The organism is Subtercola boreus, assembly GCF_003399635.1.
Lineage (GTDB): Bacteria > Actinomycetota > Actinomycetes > Actinomycetales > Microbacteriaceae > Subtercola > Subtercola boreus_B.
In genome coordinates, this window is sequence record NZ_NBXB01000011.1 from 302878 (window position 1) to 320654 (window position 17777).

Consider the following 17777-nt stretch of genomic DNA (forward strand, 5'->3'; position numbering starts at 1 on the left):
GGTGATGTGAGGTGGTGGCAGGACTGCTACAGCACACGATTAGACACCTCGGAATGCGTCGTCTTCACGCTCTTCACGGTTCCCTAACGCTCCGGAGCGGGATCCTTACGCTTCTCCTACGCCACGGCAGAATTGCCCCGTCGACGGCGGGCTGCGGGCGGCGCGGCGCGCCTGTTCTACGCTCTGTAGACTGACCACCGGCGGACGATCTGCGGGAGGCCCCATGAGCGACAGGATGGCGCGCACACTGCGCGGCCTCGTCGCGGCCTGCTTCGCGACCTTCGTCGCCGCCTTCTCGCACGTCGCCGTCGGTGGAACCGCCCCCGGCATCGTCGGCCTCGCACTCGGGATCGCCTTCGCGGTGCTGGCCTGTGTCGCTCTGGCCGGCCGCACGCTCTCCGTGCTGAGGATCAGCGTCGCCGTCGGCCTCAGCCAGCTCGTGTTCCACCTCGTGTTCAGCCTCGGCGGGCCGTCGGCCACGACCGCGGTGATGTCGGGCCACCACGGGGGCGCGGTGTCTTTCGTCACCGACTCCTCTGCGTCGCTGGCTGGCGGCGGCAGCGTCTCCATGGCCGGCGACGCTCTGATGCAGGGCCACTCGTGGATGTGGGCGGCGCACGCTGCGGCCGCGCTCCTCACCGTGCTGGCGCTCGTGCGCGGGGAGTCGAGCGTCCGCGGGCTCATCCGGAGTGCGACGCTCCGGCTCAGGATGCTCGTTGCCCTGCCTTTCGCCGAACCCCGCCCGGCGGGCGCCTCCGTCGAAGGGCGCATCCTGCCGGAGCCCTCGCACCTCCGCGATCTCGGCGTCTTCCTCGGTGCGATGCGGCACCGGGGGCCGCCGGCCCTGATCCCCGCCCCGGCCTGACGCTCCGCTTCGTGCGTTCGGTGTCGGTGGCGGTCTTTCTCACACCTGTTTCTTCACCCCCACCGTCAAGGACACCTTCACCATGCAGAAACGCACCCTCATCCGCTACGCCACCGCTCTCACCGCGGCCGGCCTGCTCGCCCTCACCGCACCGCTCTCGGCCAGCGCGCACGTCAGGGTCACCCCCGACCAGGCCGTCGCCGGCAGCTACTCCACGCTCACCTTCAAGGTTCCGACCGAGTCGGCGACGGCATCCACCACCAAGCTCGAAGTCGACCTGCCGACCAACACCCCGTTCGGCAGCGTCTCCTACCAGCCCCTCCCGGGCTGGAGCGTCGAGGTCATCACCTCGACCCTGCCGACCCCGGTCGTGACCGACGACGGAACCGTGACGGAGGCTCCCACGAAGATCGTGTGGACGGCAGACGCCGGCTCGGCCGTCTCACCGGGCGCCTTCCAGGTGTTCTCGATCTCGGCGGGCCCCGTTCCCGACACGGGCAGCATCGTGCTGCCGGCCCACCAGACGTACTCCGACGGGAGTGTCGTCGACTGGACAGAGGCGACACCGGCGTCGGGCGTGGAGCCGGAGTCGCCGGCCCCGACGCTCTACATCAACGACGCGCCGCCGGCCGAGACGGGTGCGGCAGGGGCGTCGGTGTCGGCGACCTCCGTGCCCACAACCGACGCGGCATCCGGCAGCACCGTGGCCATCGCGACCGGTGTCGGCATCGGCGGGCTCGCGGTCGGCGCGATCGCCCTCGTCGTGGCCGTCGTGGCGCTGACCCGCAAGCGCCCCGCCGGCCGGTAGCCGCCCGACTCCCGACGCACCACGGTGAGCGGGCGTGCATCCCTCGACGCCCGCGCACCCTGCGCGCCCCTCTGTGAATCCGTACCCCGGTTCGGGAAGAAGGACCCGCGTGACCCACCGCGCCGACCCCGAGTTCCCCGAACAGCGACACCTCACCTTCACCACCCACATGATCCAGCACAGGGGCTGATGATGTTCGTGCCTCCGCTGCTCGTGCTGGGGGCGCCGATCCTGCTCGCCCTCCGTGCCCTGCCGAAGCGGCACGACCACAGCAGAGGGCTTCGCGAATGGATGCTCGTCGTCGTGCACTCCCGGTTCTTCAAGGTGATCTCCTTTCCCGCACGTCTTCATGTGCCTGCACTTCCTGGCCACCGGGTACCTGTTCTTCTGGGTGATCATCGGAGTCGACCCCGGACCCCAGCGGCCGAGCTACCCGCTCCGCATCATCCTGCTGCTGGCGACGCTGGCCTTCCACGCCTTCTTCGGGCTCGCCATCATGTCGTCGGACACGATCTTCGCCATCGACTGGTGGCACGCCCTCGGCTACACCGACGACGCGGCCCTCCTCGCCGACCAGCACGTCGGCGGCGGCATCGCCTGGGGCGCGGGGGAGCTGCCGGTGCTCTTCGTGACGCTCGCCGTCGTGCGGCAGTGGATCACCTCGGAGGAACGCGAGGCGAAACGCTACGACCGGAACGCCGCACGCACCGGCGATGCCGAGCTGCTCGCGTACAACGAGCGCCTCAGCATCCTTGCGGCGCGGGACCGCGAGCGTGACGTCGAGCGCGACGTGTCCTGAGGCGACGACCACCTTTCCGGCCCGTGTCGATTTCGCCGCAAGCCGTTCGACGTCATAGTAGGAGGACGCATACTGCGGCCCGCACCGAAACGGAGAACCCCATGAAGTACATGCTGATTATGCGAGCGACGGACGAAGCCAAGGCCGCCTACGAGCAGGTCGACTTCGCTCAGGTCATCGAGAAGATGGGCGCCTACAACGAGACGCTCATCAAGGCGGGCGTGCTGCTCGCCGGCGAGGGTCTCGCCGACAGCATGGCCGACAATTTCGTCGTCGACTTCGCTGGTGAGACCCCCGTCGTGACCGATGGTCCGTACGGCGAGACCCACGAACTGTTCAGCGGTTTCTGGATCCTGGAGGTCGGCTCGAAGGAAGAGGCCGCGGCGTGGGCGTCCCGGGCACCACTCGGCGAGGGCTCGAAGCTCGAGGTGCGCCGGGTGACCGACATGAGCGACTTCGCCGAGTTCGCCGACACCGACGCGATGAAGAACGAGGCGGCCTGGCGCGAAGTGAACGGCCAGGCCTGAACCATGCCGCGGGCTGAGGCGCGGCCGGCGGCCGGCGGGGCCGTGGATGCCGCAGCCGCGACCGCCGCCGCACAGCCAGCGCCCGGCGGCCCCGTCGACGCTGCTGCTGCCTCTTCCGCTGCCGCTGCCGCCGCGGCCCGCACGATCGATGCCGTGTGGCGCATCGAGAGCGCCCACATCGTGGGAACCCTCGCCCGCCTCACCGGCGACATCGGGCTCGCCGAAGACCTCGCGCATGAGGCAGTGGTCGACGCACTGTCCCAGTGGCCGGCGGCGGGCATCCCCGTGAATCCCGCCGCCTGGCTCACAGCGGTAGCGAAGCGCAAGGCGATCGACAGCTGGCGCCGACGGGAACGGTTGGATGACCGCTACCAGGCGATCGCCCACGACCTCCGTTCCGGGACCACTGCCGCATCCGGCGTCGCAACCGGTGCCGGTGCTGGCGGCGATCCCTCCGCTGGTGATCCGGCCGACGATCCCGCGTGGCAGCCGATCGGCGACGACGTGCTGCGCCTCGTCTTCACCGCCTGCCACCCCGTGCTCGGGCGTGAGGCGCAGATCGCCTTGACCCTCCGCCTCGTCGGCGGTCTCACGACAGCGGAGATCGCGCGGCTGTTCCTCGTGCCGGTCGCGACCGTGCAGGCGCGCATCACCCGCGCCAAGAAGACCCTCTCGGCGGCACGGGTACCGTTCGAGGTTCCCGATCAGAGCGAATGGAAAGAGCGCCTCGGCTCGGTGCTCACCGTGCTGTACCTCATCTTCAGCGAAGGATATGCGGCGACATCCGGAGAGCACTGGATGCGCGTCGACCTCGCCAACGAGGCCCTCCGCCTCGGCCGTGTGCTCGCCGGTCTCGTGCCTCGGGAGCCCGAGGTACTGGCCCTCCTCGCGCTGATGGAACTGCAGGCCTCGCGCTTCGGGTCGCGGGTTCGCCGGGACGGCACTCCGGTGCTGCTCGCCGACCAGGACCGCGGCCGCTGGGACCGCACCCAGATCACACGGGGTCGGGCTGCGCTGGCGCGGTCGGATGCCCTCGGCCGGAGTCGTGGCAGCTACGCCCTGCAGGCCGCCATCGCTGAGTGCCACGCCACGGCGCCGAGCGTCTCCGACACGGACTGGTCCGGAATCGTGCTGCTGTACGAGGCGCTCGGGCAGCTCGCCCCGAACCCGGTTGTCGAGCTGAACCGCGCGGTCGCGGTCTCGATGGCGACCGGACCGGCGTCCGCGCTGCTGATCGTCGACGGGCTCGCCCGGGCCGGGGCGCTTGCCGGTTCGCATCTGCTGCCGAGCGTGCGCGGCGAGCTCCTCTCCCAGCTCGGACGCACCGACGAGGCCCACGCAGAGCTCACCGCGGCGGCGGCGCTCGCCACCAACACGCGCGAGCGCGCCGTCCTCCTGGCGAAGGCCGCCGCTCTCGCCCCCTGACCCCTCCCGCCCCTCGCCCTCGCCCCACCCCCACGCCCCCCACCCCCCACCCGCGAACCGAATCGATAGGACGCAAACTGCTGCACCAGCGCGGTATTCCCGCAGTTCGGGTCCCATCGAATCCGTTCGATGCAGCGGCGGGGGTCGGCAGGGGTGCGGAGCGCGGGAGGGGAGGGCGACGCGGGAGTGTTCCGCACCGGATTCCCATGTTCGGATGGTTTGCTGGGCAGAGCGTGTGCCACCGCAGAGCGCACACCGAACGGCGACTGCCGGGGGGAGACCGTGAACGCCTCGAGCCAGCAAGCGCTCCGCCGGCCGGCGCCACGCCGCGTCGTCGTGCTGTTGGTGATGCTCGTCGCGTTCCTGTTCGCGGGGCTGATGGCGCGGCCGGCGGGTAGTGCACTGCAGCTTCCGGATGCCGCGACCTCCGCCGCAGCCGTCTCCAGCGCCGCGGCCACCGCGGCCGTCTCCGCAGCCGCCGCCGCACCCGTCTCCAGCGCCGAAACCTCCGACCGCTCGCTGACCGCAGCGCCCGATCGCGCGGCAAGCCCGACCCCAGACCACACCGTCCGCGCCGCGGCCGACCGCACCCACGTGCAGTCGCCGTGGCTCCGCGACGCGCGGGCCCGCCACCCCGCCGGCCCGGAGGCCGCCGCTGCCGCACCCGCGATCGCATCGGGCACGGTGTCAACCCTCGACGCGCACGCGGCTCTCCGAGCATCCGCCGCCGCAGCCGCAGCCAACACCGATGGCGAGCGCCCCGCGGGCCGCACCGTCACACTCCTCCTCTCGATCAACCGCACCTGACCCGGGCACGGGGCCGCCCAGCGGCCGGAACGGAGCGGCCGCCGAGCGGCCGGCATCCGTCACCCCCCACTCACCCCAGCACCGATGCATCCGAGAGTCCGAGCACATGTCAGTGAACCCCAGTCCAGTGAACCCCAGGCCAGAGAACCCCAGGCCAGAGCACCGCGGGAACACGGCCCCCCGCACCTCCCCGACCTCCCGCGGCTCGGAGATCGGCCGCGCCGTGGGCACGAAAATCGGCGCCGCCGTCGGCCTCGTCGGCCTCAGTGCGATCGCCGGCCTGCTCGTGACCGCCATGGTCACGCCGGTGGTCGCCGTCGCGGGGGTGGGCGCGACCAGCACGCTGGGGGTGTTCGCGAGCCTGCCCGACTACATCCGGCCCGACCAGCTTCCGCAGAAGAGCAACATCTACGCGGTCGACGGCACCGGGGCGAACGTGCTGCTCGCCTCCGTCTTCGAGCAGGACAGGGAGGAGGTCGCCTGGACCCAGATCTCCCCGTTCGCGAAGGATGCCGTGGTCTCCACCGAGGATCCGCGCTTCTACCAGCACGGCGGCGTCGACGCGGCGGCGACCGTGCGAGCGGCGCTCGGCAACGCGGCATCCGGCGGCGTCGAATCGGGGGCGTCGACGATCTCGATGCAGTACGTGAAGAACATCCTGGTGCAGCGCGCGGAGGCGATCACCGACGAGGCCGAGCGTACCCTCGCCTACCAGCAGGCCACGCAGACCTCGATCGACCGCAAGCTCAAGGAGATGAAGCTCGCGATCGGCCTCGAGAAACAGTTCTCGAAGAGCGACATCCTGCTCGGCTACCTGAACATCGCGAGCTTCGGCGGGGTGACGTACGGCATCCAGTCCGCCGCGAAACGCTACTACGGTGTGGATGCCGCGAACCTCAGCCTCGCGCAGGCCGCCAGCCTCATCGCCATCGTGAACGAGCCGAACGGGTTGCGGCTCGACGACCCCGACAACATCGCCTCGAACCAGGCGCGTCGGGACCTCGACATCCTGCCGGCGATGCTGAAGGCCAACACGATCACCCAGGCACAGTACGAGGAGGCTCTCGCCACGCCGGTCGCGCCGCAGATCACGGAGGTGTCGACCGGATGCTCGACCGCCAACAGCCTCGGAGCCGGTTTCTTCTGCGACTATGTCGGCCGCCAGATCGTCAACAAAGCCCTGCTCGGAACAGACGAGGCGGGCGTCGCCAAGAACCTCGACCGCGGCGGTTACGACGTGTACACCACGCTCGATGTGGACCTGCAGACCGCCGCCCACGCGCAGCTCGACGAATACGTTCCGCGCTCGAGCGGCACGCTCGACCTCGGGGCCTCGCTGGTGACCGTCGAGCCCGGCACCGGCAAGGTGCTCGCGATGGCCCAGAACAAGGAGTACAACACCGACCCCGGCGCGGCGACTCCCGAGAGCACGGCAGTGAACTACGGCACCCGGTTCGACGACGGCGGATCAACCGGCTTCCAGGTCGGCTCGACCTACAAGATCTTCACGCTCGCCGAGTGGCTGAAGCAGGGCAACGCTCTGAACGACCGGGTCAACGGCAATCAGCGCACGTTCACCATCTCGGACTTCGAGAACAGTTGCCAGGGCCCCGGGCCCGGCACCTATTCGTCGAAGAACGACGGCGGCGGCAACCCGGGCACGATCAGCGTGCTGAGCGCGACCGCGTCGAGTGTGAACAACGCCTACCTGACGATGGCCGAGCGCCTCGACCAGTGCGAGATCCGCAAGACCGCTGAGGCGTTCGGGGTGGCGCGGGCCGACGGCGACGAGCTGACCTCGTACCCCTCGGATGTGCTCGGCACCAACGAGATCGCCCCGCTCGACATGGCGGCGGCGTTCGCTGCCGTCGCCAACGAGGGCGTCTACTGCGCGCCCGTCCCGATCGCCCGCATCGTGGACTCCACGGGCGCCGAGCTCACGCTCCCGCCGGCCGCCTGCACCCCGGCCGTCTCGCCCGAGATCGCCGCGACCATGGCCTACGCGCTCACCAGCGTCGTCACGAGTGGCACGGCCACGGCATCCAACCCTCGGAACGGCATCCCGCACTTCGGCAAGACGGGAACCACCAACTCGGAGAAGGACACCTGGTTCGTCGGCTCGACGACCAACCTGACGACGGCGGTCTGGGTGGGCAACGTGGTCGGTGAGGTGTCGCTTCGCAACACGTCGATCGACGGCACCAACGGGGCCAGCCTCCGGCACCTCGTCTGGCGCGGATACATGCTCGCCGCCGACGGCAAGTACGGCGGCGACGCGTTCCCGGCTCCCGACCGCGCCCTGATGCAGGGCGTGCAGGTGTCGATCCCGTCGGTCGTCGGCCAGTCGTTCTCTGCGGCGCGCGCGGCCATCGAGGGTGCGGGCTTCGAGTTCCAGGACGGTGGATCCACGGCCTCCGACCAGCGTGCCGGCGCCGTCGCGCGCACCAACCCCTCGGGTTCGGCGGGCCACGGTTCGACGGTCACGGTCTACACGAGCGACGGCAGCCAGGTGCCGGCCCCCGCGCCGGCCCCCGCCCCCGGCCAGGCGGCAGCGCCCCGCCCGGGCGCCACGGCGGGCCCAGCCCCCGCCGACTGACGCCGACGTGCACCGCCCGGCGCACGGATCTCGCAAACTGCGTGCAGAATAGTTGTGCATAGGAAGTGTGCATGCGATACTCGGGGCATGACGCCTGAAGCCCCGTACACCGGCATGCAGCTCGACGAGCGGGCGGTGCGGGTGCTCGCGCATCCGCTCCGCTCGCGGATCCTCGGGCGCCTGCGCGTCGACGGGCCGCTCACCGCGACCGAGCTGGCGGGCATCCTCACGACCAACACGGGCGCCACGAGCTACCATCTCCGCGCGCTCGAGTCGGTCGGACTGGTCGCCGACACCGGGGAGGGCGCGGGCCGGAGGCGGCTCTGGCGGGCATCCACCGACTTCCACAGCTGGAACAACTCCGATTTCGAGGGGAATGAGGATGCCCGCACAGCTCTCGGCTGGCTGCAGCGCGACTACGTGCGCCAGTTCGCGGCCCGGGCTGAGCAGTGGCTCGATGCCTCTGAGGGCTGGCCCGCTGAATGGGTCGACCAGCTGGGCCTTGCCGACACCTTCGTCGAGGCGACGCCCGAGCAGGCTGCCGCGCTGAAGGCCGACCTCGACGCCCTGTTCGAGCGGTACCGCATGATCGGCCGGGGCGATCCGCGGGCCCGCCGCATTCATCTGCACACGTTCGCGAGCCCCGTCGACCTGGCGGCTCCGGGCGCGGACTGATGGATGCCCGGCTGATGGATGCCCGGCCGTTGTCGGCTCGGCAGGCCGAACGTAGATTCGTGCTGCTCACCGCCACGCGCTGGCTGCCGGTCGGAGTCGTCTTCGGACTCACCGTGCTGCTGCCGCTCGAACGCGGGCTCAGTGTGGCCGAGGTCGGGGTGCTGCTCTCGATCCAGGGCTTCGTCGTGCTCGGCCTCGAGCTGCCGACCGGCGGGCTCGCCGACACCATCGGACGGCGGCCGCTCCTCATCGTGTCGGGCCTTCTCGCCGTGGCGTCAACCGGACTGATGGTCGTCGCCAGCGGGTTCGGGATGTTCGCGCTCGCGCTCGCGCTGCAGGGGGTGTTCCGCGCACTCGACTCCGGCCCGCTCGAGGCCTGGTACGTCGACACGGTGCACGGTCACGACGCAGCGCACGACACAGTGCACGGTCACGACGCAGTGCACGCGGCCGACGGCCGGAACATCGAGCACGGCCTCGCCCGCGCCGCCACCACCCTCGGGGTCGCTATCGCAGCGGGCGCCGTCGTCTCGGGGCTGCTGGTCGCGTGGCATCCACTCGGCTCGGGCTCCGCCCTCGTGCTGCCATTCGTGGTCGCGGGAACCCTGTACGCGGTGCACACCGTGCTGCTCTCCGCGCTAGTGCGCGAACGGCGGCCTGCACGCCCGGATCGGCCTGAACGCTCCGAGCCGTCTGCACGCCCGGAGCGCTCGCCCGCTCACCCGTTCCGCCGCGATCTCCGCGACGTGCCTCGCACGATCATCCAGAGCGTCGCCCTCCTCCGCACCCGCCCGGTGCTCCGTTCCCTCGTGCTCGTCGAGGTGTTCTGGAGCGTCGCGATGATCGCGTTCGAGACGCTCACGCCGGTTCAGCTCTCCGACACGCTGGGCGGTGAGGATGCCGCGGCGGCGGTGTTCGGGCCGGCCTCCGCCGCCGCGTGGGCACTGTTCGCCCTCGGCGCCGTGGTGGCGGGCCGGACGAGCCGGCGTTTCGGGGTGGTGCCGGTCGCCATCGCCGCGCGCCTCGCCAACGGCGCGTTCGTCGTGCTGATGGGCATCCTGGCCGGCCCTGTCGGCCTACTGGTCGGATACGGCTTCGCCTACCTGACCCACGGCGCTGCCGGGCCGATGCACAACGCTCTGCTGCACCGCGAGGCGGAGCCGGGCAACCGGGCTGCTGTGCTGTCGATCAACTCGATGGTGTCGGGGGGCAGCTACAGCCTCGGGCTCCTCGCGCTCGGGCCTCTCGCTTCGGCCACCTCCCCGGCGGTCGCGTTCATCGTGGCGGGCGCCTTCAGTCTGGTGGGCGCACTGTTCTACTTGCCGGCACGGCGTTCGACTCCACGGCGCGGTTCGGCTGCGACGCGCCAATCGAAACGCAAGTGCTGACCGAAGAAATACAATCGAAATGTCCGAGGCGTATAACGGGTAATACAGCACGCACCACAGCACGCACCACACCATCACATCACCTGCACTCTGCACGAGAGGTTCTCCCCGTGAAACTACCCACCAGGCCCGCCAGGGTCACCGCTCTCGTGGCCATCGGCCTCGCCTCGGTGCTCGCCGTCTCGGCCTGCACCGACAACTCGGTGTCGACGTCGTCGACGGGCGCCGCCGACAAGACGCTCGTCATCGACAAGTCGTTCGACCTCAAGACGAGTGACCCGGCCCGGGCGTTCGAACTCACCGGCAGCATCGTCGACAAGGCGATCTACGAGACGGTTCTCGACTTCAACGGCAGCGACGTCACAAAGGTCGTCCCCGGCATCGCCACGTTCGAGGAGAACGCCGACAACACGGTGCTCACCCTCACAATGGATGGCACCCACACCTTCTCCGACGGCACCCCCGTCACGGCCGACGACATCGTCTTCTCGCTGCAGCGTGTGCAGGGCATCGCGGGCAACCCGTCGTTCCTGCTCGACGGCGTCACCGTCGCCAAGGTCGACGACAAGACCATCACGCTCACCAGCGCCACCTCGAACCCGGCCCTGCCGTTCATCCTGCCGAATCCGTCGCTCGGAATCGTGAACTCGAAGGTCCTGAAGGCCAACGGTGGTACGACCGGAGCGGATGACGCGGCCGAAGCCTTTCTCAACACGACGTCGGCCGGGTCGGGCCCGTACCAGCTCGAGTCGTACGACGTCACGACGAAGGTCGCGTTCGCGCTGAACCCGAACTACGCAGGCACCAAGCCGGCCTACAGCCGCGTCGTGCTCGAGAACGTCGAAGGCCCCACGCAGAAGATCAACGTGCAGGCCGGTTCGGCTCAGGTCGCCCTCGACCTGAACGCCGACCAGGTGCAGGGCATGGACAGCTCCGTCAAGGTGCTGAAGAACGCCTCGCCGTACCTGATCTACAGCTGGTACAACCAGGACCCGGCCGTCGGTGCCGGTGTCACGGACAATGCCGACTTCGTGAAGGCCGTCCGCCAGGGCATCGACTACAGCAAGCTGCTGTCGATCGCCGGTGAAGGTTCGACGCAGCCCGGCGGCATGGTTCCGTCGATGTTCCTCGGCGCGATCACGAGCGACCCGGCCAACGTGTTCGACCTCACGGCAGCCAAGGCGTCGCTGGCGGCATCCGGATACTCGGGCGAGCCGGTCACGTTCTCGTACCCGAACGACATCACGGTCAACGGCCTGCAGATGCAGACCCTCGCCGAGGCCATCCAGTCGCAGCTGAAGGATGTCGGCATCACGCTGACGCTCGCTCCGTCGCCGATCTCGACCTTCCTCGACGCGTTCCGCGCGGGCAAGCTCCAGTCGGGCATCATGTACTGGGGCCCGGACTACCCGGACCCGGCCGACTACCTCGTCTTCAACCCGGGTGAGTCGCTCGGCCTCCGCGCCGGCTGGGCTGCGGGAAGCGACGCCACCGTCACGGCTGCCGCCGACGCCGCTTCGGCTGCGAGCGGTGACGACGCACGCAAGACCGCATACGAGGCCTGGCAGAACGCCGCGAACGCAACGGGACCGTTCATCCCGGTCATCCAGCCCGGGCAGTACGCCGTCACGACCTCGGAGATCAGCACCCTCGATCTCAACCCGGTCTGGACCGTCGACATCGCCGACATCAAGTAACCGCCGAGATCAAATAACCGCCGACACACGCAATCCCCGACACAGTAAGAGAACAGCTCATCAGCACCACAACACCCAGCGCCCAGGTGCTGGTCACGCTCCGTCGTGGCCCGCGCCTGGGGCCGCTGGCCCGCTACATCCTGATCCGGTTCGGCATCAGCGTCCTGCTCATCTTCGGCGTCACGCTGGTGACGTTCACGCTCGCCAACCTCGTGCCCGCCGACCCGGCGCAGGCCGCGCTCGGTGAGCGCGCGGCATCCGATCCGGCGATCGTGGCCGCATTCCGCGAGGCGCAGGGGCTCGACAAGCCGGTCGTCACGCAGTACCTCGTCTACATCGGGCACCTCTTCCAGGGCAACCTCGGCACGTCGACGCAGTCACACAACCCGGTCACCCAGGATCTTTCGGTCGCCTTCCCGGCGACCGCGGAGCTTGCGCTGTTCGTCATCGTCTTCTCGATCATCATCGGTGTGGGGCTCGGAACGTGGGCAGCCCTTCGGCAGAACCGTTTCGTCGACCAGCTCTTCCGGGTGGTGAGCCTGATCGGCATCTCGATTCCGACGTTCTGGCTCGCGCTCGCCGCGTTCTACGTCTTCTTCTACCAACTGCACTGGGCGCCGGGAACCGGCCGTCTCAGCGCCTCGCTCCAGGCGCCGCCGAAGGTCACCGGCCTGTACACGATCGACGCGCTGGTCGCCGGCCAGTACACGACGTTCTGGAATGCGCTCTCGCACCTGATCCTGCCGGGGCTCGTGCTCGTGCTCTTCACGGTCGGCCTCCTCGTGCGGTTCTCCCGCTCGGCGGTGCTCGACGTTCTGAACCAGGAGTACGTGCTCGCCGCCCGGGCCAAGGGGCTGAGTCCGGCGGGCGTGATCTTCCGCTATGTGCTCCGCGGGGCATCCCTGCCGATCCTCACGATCGTGGGCCTCGCCTTCGGCTCGCTGCTCTCGGGCACGGTGCTCACCGAGCAGGTGTTCGGCTGGGGCGGCATCGGCCAGTACGCCTACAAGTCGGCGACGACTCTGGATCTGCCCGCCGTCATGGGCGTCGGGCTCGTGGTCGGTGTCGTGTACATTCTGACCAACTTCATCATCGACGTCGTCTACGGCGTCATCGACCCCCGGGTGCGTGTGCAATGACCAGCCCTGACCTTCGAGATCCCGCCCTTCGAGATCCAGCTCTGGATGCTCCCACCGCCGGTGCCGCGACGCGCCTCCGTTTCGCGGCCGTCCGCTCCAGGCTCCGCCTGCCCTCTGCCTATCGCCGGCCGATGGCGATCGTCGGTTTCACGATCATCGCGCTCTGGTTCATCGTCGCGATCTTCGTGCCGTGGATCGCGCCCTTCGATCCGCTCGCCCAGCAGTTCGACAGGCTGCAGCCGCCCGGGCCGGTCAACTGGTTCGGCACGGACTCGCTCGGCCGCGATGTGCTCAGCCGCACCCTCTACGGAGCCCGGATCTCGCTGCCGCTGGCACTCATCCTCGTCGTTGCGTCGGCCATCATCGGGTCCGTGCTCGGCGCCATCGCGGGGTACTTCGGCCGCGCTGTCGATGAGGTCATCATGCGGGTCGCAGACCTGGTGTTCGCGTTTCCCACGATCATCCTGGCCATGATCGTGACGGCCGCCCTCGGGCCGAGCCTCACGAATGCGGTAATCGCGCTGCTGTTCGTGTCGTGGCCGAGCTACGCCCGCGTGATGCGGTCGATGGTGCTCGGGGCGCGCTCGCGCGAATACGTGGTCGCCGGGCGGCTGCTCGGGTTCAGCCCGTTCCGGTCGTTGCAGCGCGACATCCTGCCGAACGTCGCGGCGCCCGTGCTGGTGCTCGCGACGCTCGACTTCGGCAACGCCATCCTGCTGCTGTCGGGGCTGTCGTTCCTCGGGCTCGGGGCGACGCCGCCGACTCCAGAGTGGGGCGCGATGGTCGCCGACGGCGTGCAGAACTTCAGCGACTGGTGGCTTGCAGCCTTTCCCGGGCTCGCGATCTTCACCGTTGTCGTCGCGTTCAATCTCGTGGGCGACGCGCTCCGCGATTCGCTCGACCCGCGCACCGCGGGCGCTGTGCAGGGGGTGAAGATTTGAGCGACACCACGCCGCACGGGCTCAGCCTCCGCGGCCTGACCCTCGAACTCGGCTCGAAGGGGTCTGCCACGCAGATCCTCCGCGGAATCGACCTCGACATTCCGGCCGGCTCGATCACGGGGCTTGCCGGTGAGTCGGGTTCGGGCAAGACGATGACGGGCCTCGCGATCTGCGGACTGCAGCCGGCCGGATCCCGTCTCGGCGGCACCATCTCCTACACAGGTCCCCGCGGCTCGGCACCGAACCTGCTCGCGCTGAAGCCGCGGGCGATGAACGCGCTCCGGGGTCGCGAGATCGCGATGATCTTCCAGGACCCGACAGCGAGCCTGCACCCGATGATCACCATCGAGGCGCAACTCACCGACGGGATGCGGCACCACCTCCACGTTTCGCGGTCGGAGGCGCGCACGCGGGCTCTTGCGCTGCTGTCCCGTGTCCGTGTTCCCGACCCGGAGACGGCGCTGAAGAAGTACCCGCACCAGTTCTCGGGTGGACAGCTGCAGCGCATCGCGATCGCCATCGCCCTGGCCTCGGAGCCCAGCGTGCTCATCGCGGACGAACCCACGACGGCGCTCGACGTGACCGTACAGGCGGGCATCCTTCGCCTGCTGCGGGAACTCTGCGACACCCTCGACCTCGCGATCCTGCTGGTGACGCACGACCTCGGCGTGATGAGCGCACTCGCCGACACCGTGACCGTGATGCGGTACGGCGAGGTCGTGGAGCACGGCTCGCGCTACCAGGTGATCCGCGAGCCGCAGAGCGCGTACACGAAGTCGCTCATCGATGCGCTCCCGCACCCGCCGGCTGCTGTTCCGGATGCCGCAGCCGCAGCCGCACCCGTTCTCGGAAAGGACGCCCTCTGATGGCCGGCCACCTCACCGTGCGCGACGCCCACGTCACCTACAAGCTCCCCGGGCGGCGCCTGCTCGCGGCCGTTGACGGCGTGAGTTTCGACCTCGCACCCGGCGAAGTGCTCGGGCTCGTGGGGGAGTCGGGGTGCGGAAAGTCCACCCTCGCCCGCGCCATCTGCGGCCTCGAGCCGCTCTCGTCGGGAACGGTCACCTTCGACGGGCAGTCGATTCCGACGCTCGGGCTTCGGCGACGCCCGGCGCACCTGCTCCGCATCCAGATGGTGTTCCAGAACCCGTACAGCTCACTGAACCCGCGCCGCCGGGTCGGGGACCAGATCGCGGATGGCCTCGCCATCGCTCCGGCTTCGGAACGGTCATCCGTCGCCCAGCTGCTCGACGACGTCGAACTCGACCGGAACGCCGCGGGGATGTTCCCGCACCAGTTCTCGGGCGGACAACGGCAGCGCATCGCGATCGCCCGCGCGATGGGCGCACGGCCGGACATCCTCGTCGGCGACGAACCCATCGCCTCCCTCGACGCCTCCCTGCAGGCCAAGGTGGCGACGTTGATGCGGGACGTCGCGCTGAAGAACGGCGCCTCGCTGCTGTTCATCAGTCACGACCTGTCGGTCGTGCGCGTCGTGGCCGACCGGGTGGCCGTCATGCAGGCCGGCCGGATCGTCGAGACCGGCCCCGTCGCGTCCGTCTGGTCGGCCCCCGCCGACCCGTACACGCAGCGCCTGCTCGCCGCCATCCCCACAGCCGACGGCCTCGGCCGCCTCCCCGCCGCCTGACCGGACCCGCTGCCCCCGCCCGCCCCCTGCCCCCGCCCGCGCCTGCCCCCCGCCCCGCAGCGCCACGGAATGCCCTGAGCGGATCCGCTACCACTACCGTGTTGGTTCGGCTGGGCGCATTCCGCGTGCGCCCGTGCTCTCAGACCAGGTGTTCTCGAATCCGCAGCCGTCCCGGCGTTGCCGGCTGCTCCAACGGTGCTCGCGTCGGCGAACGTGGCCGCGGATGACCGCCTCGATACGATCCCATTCGTACATAACCTGCGCGTAGCTGTAGCGCATCGGGAGATATGCGGCTTCATGGAGGGTGAGATTCCGACCGCGATCGCGTGTGAACGCCTGCTCCGAGCTGTGCCACTTCCTGCCGTCGAGTTCGATCACCAACCGGTCGCCGATCAGCAGATCCACACGGCCGACGCCCCGGATCGGGACCTGGCTGCGAAAGGGAATACCGAGTGCTCTGAGACGCAGTCGCGCTTTGGTCTCGAGTCCGGATTCCGAGTTCGCATCCGACAGGGCGACCGCTTCCCGGTGCTTCAGTGTGAGGCTCTCCGCCATGGTTTCCAGGCGGTGCCGAGTCACCAGCTTCTTCACGAGCGCTGAATCGATTGCGGCGATGGCGTGATCCCTGGGCTGGCAGGTGATCATCTGCATGAGGGCAACCGCCACCGAATCCGAGGCTCGTAACGCGGGCTGGGCTGCCTGTGACCGAGTATCAGGCGACGGTATGAGGCCAGACAGCGTCCTGTGGATCTTCACCCGGTGTACTTCGCGGTCGAGAGGAACCCGGCGCGACTGCGGCGATGCGAAGTGGCTCGTGTTGCGATCGGCGCGAACGTGAAGATCTCCGTCTTCTGCGCACCACACGGAACGGGCTCGCAGGAGCGAGAGACACGTCAGGCTGCCGCCCACACGCACCGCGGCCACGGCGTCCGAGTCGTTGCCAGTCCTGGCCACCCAGCTCTTGCGGATTCGCATGAGCCGCCCGGCGGAGACAGCCGCACGGGCATCCACCGGGGTGAAGCCGAGTTCTGCCAGAGCGGTCTGGTGGGCCACACCACCGAGCCTGTCGATCGCGCGTTCGATATTCATGCGGAACAGTCTCGCGCCGCCCGTGGATCGGGAATGGCTCCCAGACGAATCTGTGGATAACCTCGGGCGGTATGCGGATGGAATGCAGGGGGACGATCCGCTGTCCTGGGAGCGGGGCTTTGGCTCAGCGCATTCCGTTGGGCCGGGGGCGGCGGGGGGCTGGCAGCGGCTACAGCTCGAGGGCGGGCGTGCCCGCGCCGCCGGCCAGGTGGGCGGCGTCGGTCTCCCGCAGCACGCGCAGGATGTTGCCGCCGGCCAGTGCCGCGAGGGATGCCGCGCTCCAGCCGCGGCGGGCGAGTTCCTCGAGCAGCACGGGGTAGCCGTCGACGCCCTCGAGTCCCGCCGGGAACTCGTCGGTGCCGTCGAAGTCGCCGCCGAGGCCGATGTGCAGTGGCCCCGCGACATCCCGGGCATGCTCGACGTGGTCCGCGACATCCGAGACCGTCACCCGAGGCGCCGGCCCCGTGCGCGGCCCGTCGAACCAGTCCGAGTAGGCGGCGCTCAGGAACTGCGGCACGAACGTCACCATCAGCACGCCGCCGTTCGCCGCGAGCCGCGCGAGCACGTCGTCGGGCACGTTCCGCGGGTGCGGCGAGAGCGCCTGGCAGGAGCTGTGGCTGAAGATCACGGGGGCGGATGTCGCGTCGAGCGCCTGGTGCATCGTCGCCGGTGAGACGTGCGAGAGGTCGACGAGCATCCCGAGCCGGTTCATTTCGCGGATGTACTCGACACCCCGTGGTGACAGCCCGTCGTGCTCCGGGATGTCCGTTCCCGAGTCAGACCAGCTCGTGTTGTGCACGTGCGTGAGTGTCAGGTAACGCACCCCCAGCCGAGCGAGCATCCGAAGCACGGCGGGCGAGTCGTTCAGGCTGTGGGCGCCCTCGGCTCCGAGGAGCGACGCGATGCGGCCGGAGGCCACGGCGGCCTCGACCTCTTCGGCGGTGCGGACGACCCGGAAGTCGTCGGGGTAGCGGGCGGCAAGCCGGTACACCCAGTCGATCTGCTCGAGGGTGGCCTGCACGGCGGCGGCGCTTCCCGCGACGGAACCGGCGCCCTCACCGGTGCCGCCCTCACCGGCACCCCTCTCCGCGAGACCTGTCGAGTCCTCGACGTACACCGACCAGAACTGGCCGCCCACGCCGCCCGCGCGGAGCCGTGCGATGTCGGTGTCGGTGGCGAGCCCCGCCTCGAGACCGTCGACCGAGTACCCGCGGTGCAGTCGGCACTCGTAGGCCCAGTCGTTGTGCCCGTCGATCACCGGAGTGAGAGCGAGAGCCTCCCGCACAGTCGCGCGGGCAGTGGCCAGGGTGTCAGGCTCGGTCATGTTCCAACGCTACGGCATCCGCCCGGCGCGCTCAGCGCCCTCGAGCCGA

Annotated in this window: 15 protein-coding genes and 1 pseudogene; 14 read left to right on the plus strand and 2 right to left on the minus strand. The window is 69.6% G+C overall.

Going from position 1 to position 17777, the window contains the following annotated elements; genetic code table 11:
- Positions 1 to 223 precede the first annotated feature (223 nt).
- The 14 genes and pseudogenes from B7R22_RS03965 to B7R22_RS04030 all read left to right on the plus strand — a co-directional run bounded on the left by B7R22_RS03965 (position 224) and on the right by B7R22_RS04030 (position 15315).
- Entirely contained in the window at positions 224 to 865 is a 642-nt protein-coding gene (locus tag B7R22_RS03965) for a hypothetical protein (RefSeq protein WP_147305291.1), read from the plus strand.
- Positions 866 to 947: 82 nt separating this feature from the next.
- Positions 948 to 1673 (plus strand): YcnI family copper-binding membrane protein, encoded by a 726-nt coding sequence (locus tag B7R22_RS03970; RefSeq protein WP_116410491.1) that lies wholly within the window; start codon positions 948 to 950, stop codon positions 1671 to 1673.
- Positions 1674 to 1865: 192 nt separating this feature from the next.
- Positions 1866 to 2472 (plus strand): annotated as a pseudogene (locus B7R22_RS03975) (cytochrome c oxidase assembly protein).
- 101 nt (positions 2473 to 2573) lie between these two features.
- Complete coding sequence (locus B7R22_RS03980; RefSeq protein WP_116410492.1) at positions 2574 to 2999, plus strand: YciI family protein; 426 nt, start codon at positions 2574 to 2576, stop codon at positions 2997 to 2999.
- A gap of 3 nt (positions 3000 to 3002) precedes the next feature.
- A complete protein-coding gene (locus B7R22_RS03985; RefSeq protein ID WP_116410493.1) occupies positions 3003 to 4424 on the plus strand; it encodes an RNA polymerase sigma factor in 1422 nt (473 codons plus the stop codon).
- A gap of 282 nt (positions 4425 to 4706) precedes the next feature.
- Complete coding sequence (locus B7R22_RS03990) at positions 4707 to 5231, plus strand: hypothetical protein (protein ID WP_116410494.1); 525 nt, start codon at positions 4707 to 4709, stop codon at positions 5229 to 5231.
- A 223-nt stretch (positions 5232 to 5454) separates the two neighbouring features.
- Complete coding sequence (locus B7R22_RS03995; protein ID WP_172582194.1) at positions 5455 to 7827, plus strand: penicillin-binding protein; 2373 nt, start codon at positions 5455 to 5457, stop codon at positions 7825 to 7827.
- Positions 7828 to 7914: 87 nt separating this feature from the next.
- A complete protein-coding gene (locus B7R22_RS04000) occupies positions 7915 to 8502 on the plus strand; it encodes an ArsR/SmtB family transcription factor (RefSeq protein ID WP_116410496.1) in 588 nt (195 codons plus the stop codon).
- Complete coding sequence (locus B7R22_RS04005; protein WP_253258861.1) at positions 8502 to 9890, plus strand: MFS transporter; 1389 nt, start codon at positions 8502 to 8504, stop codon at positions 9888 to 9890. Before B7R22_RS04000 ends, B7R22_RS04005 begins: the two co-directional genes overlap by 1 nt.
- A gap of 110 nt (positions 9891 to 10000) precedes the next feature.
- A complete protein-coding gene (locus B7R22_RS04010; protein ID WP_116410498.1) occupies positions 10001 to 11587 on the plus strand; it encodes an ABC transporter substrate-binding protein in 1587 nt (528 codons plus the stop codon).
- An 86-nt stretch (positions 11588 to 11673) separates the two neighbouring features.
- Positions 11674 to 12726, plus strand: a complete 1053-nt coding sequence (locus B7R22_RS04015; RefSeq protein WP_116410499.1) for an ABC transporter permease — start codon at positions 11674 to 11676, stop codon at positions 12724 to 12726.
- On the plus strand, positions 12723 to 13667 hold the full coding sequence (locus B7R22_RS04020) for an ABC transporter permease (protein WP_116410500.1): 945 nt from the start codon (positions 12723 to 12725) through the stop codon (positions 13665 to 13667). The genes B7R22_RS04015 and B7R22_RS04020 overlap by 4 nt, the downstream gene beginning before the upstream one ends.
- Entirely contained in the window at positions 13664 to 14533 is an 870-nt protein-coding gene (locus B7R22_RS04025) for an ABC transporter ATP-binding protein (protein ID WP_116410501.1), read from the plus strand. Before B7R22_RS04020 ends, B7R22_RS04025 begins: the two co-directional genes overlap by 4 nt.
- Positions 14533 to 15315 carry an ABC transporter ATP-binding protein gene (locus B7R22_RS04030; protein ID WP_116410502.1) on the plus strand — a complete coding sequence of 261 codons (783 nt, stop codon included), beginning with the start codon at positions 14533 to 14535 and terminating at the stop codon, positions 15313 to 15315. The genes B7R22_RS04025 and B7R22_RS04030 overlap by 1 nt, the downstream gene beginning before the upstream one ends.
- Before the next feature lie 93 nt (positions 15316 to 15408).
- On the opposite strand, the gene B7R22_RS04035 is transcribed toward B7R22_RS04030, so the two are convergent.
- Together B7R22_RS04035 and B7R22_RS04040 are read right to left on the minus strand one after the other, a co-directional pair.
- On the minus strand, positions 15409 to 16404 hold the full coding sequence (locus B7R22_RS04035) for an endonuclease domain-containing protein (RefSeq protein WP_116410503.1): 996 nt from the start codon (positions 16402 to 16404) through the stop codon (positions 15409 to 15411).
- Positions 16405 to 16573: 169 nt separating this feature from the next.
- Entirely contained in the window at positions 16574 to 17728 is a 1155-nt protein-coding gene (locus tag B7R22_RS04040) for a dipeptidase (RefSeq protein ID WP_116410504.1), read from the minus strand.
- Between the last annotated feature and the right edge of the window lie 49 nt (positions 17729 to 17777).

Coding starts and splice junctions, on each gene's coding strand:
- B7R22_RS04000 (WP_116410496.1), top strand. CDS start 7,915: ATGACGCCTGAAGCCCCGTACACCGGCATGCAGCTCGACGAGCGGGCG.
- B7R22_RS04040 (WP_116410504.1), bottom strand. CDS start 17,728: ATGACCGAGCCTGACACCCTGGCCACTGCCCGCGCGACTGTGCGGGAG.
- B7R22_RS03985 (WP_116410493.1), top strand. CDS start 3,003: ATGCCGCGGGCTGAGGCGCGGCCGGCGGCCGGCGGGGCCGTGGATGCC.
- B7R22_RS03980 (WP_116410492.1), top strand. CDS start 2,574: ATGAAGTACATGCTGATTATGCGAGCGACGGACGAAGCCAAGGCCGCC.
- B7R22_RS03965 (WP_147305291.1), top strand. CDS start 224: ATGAGCGACAGGATGGCGCGCACACTGCGCGGCCTCGTCGCGGCCTGC.
- B7R22_RS04030 (WP_116410502.1), top strand. CDS start 14,533: ATGGCCGGCCACCTCACCGTGCGCGACGCCCACGTCACCTACAAGCTC.
- B7R22_RS04035 (WP_116410503.1), bottom strand. CDS start 16,404: ATGAATATCGAACGCGCGATCGACAGGCTCGGTGGTGTGGCCCACCAG.
- B7R22_RS03970 (WP_116410491.1), top strand. CDS start 948: ATGCAGAAACGCACCCTCATCCGCTACGCCACCGCTCTCACCGCGGCC.
- B7R22_RS04005 (WP_253258861.1), top strand. CDS start 8,502: ATGGATGCCCGGCTGATGGATGCCCGGCCGTTGTCGGCTCGGCAGGCC.
- B7R22_RS04020 (WP_116410500.1), top strand. CDS start 12,723: ATGACCAGCCCTGACCTTCGAGATCCCGCCCTTCGAGATCCAGCTCTG.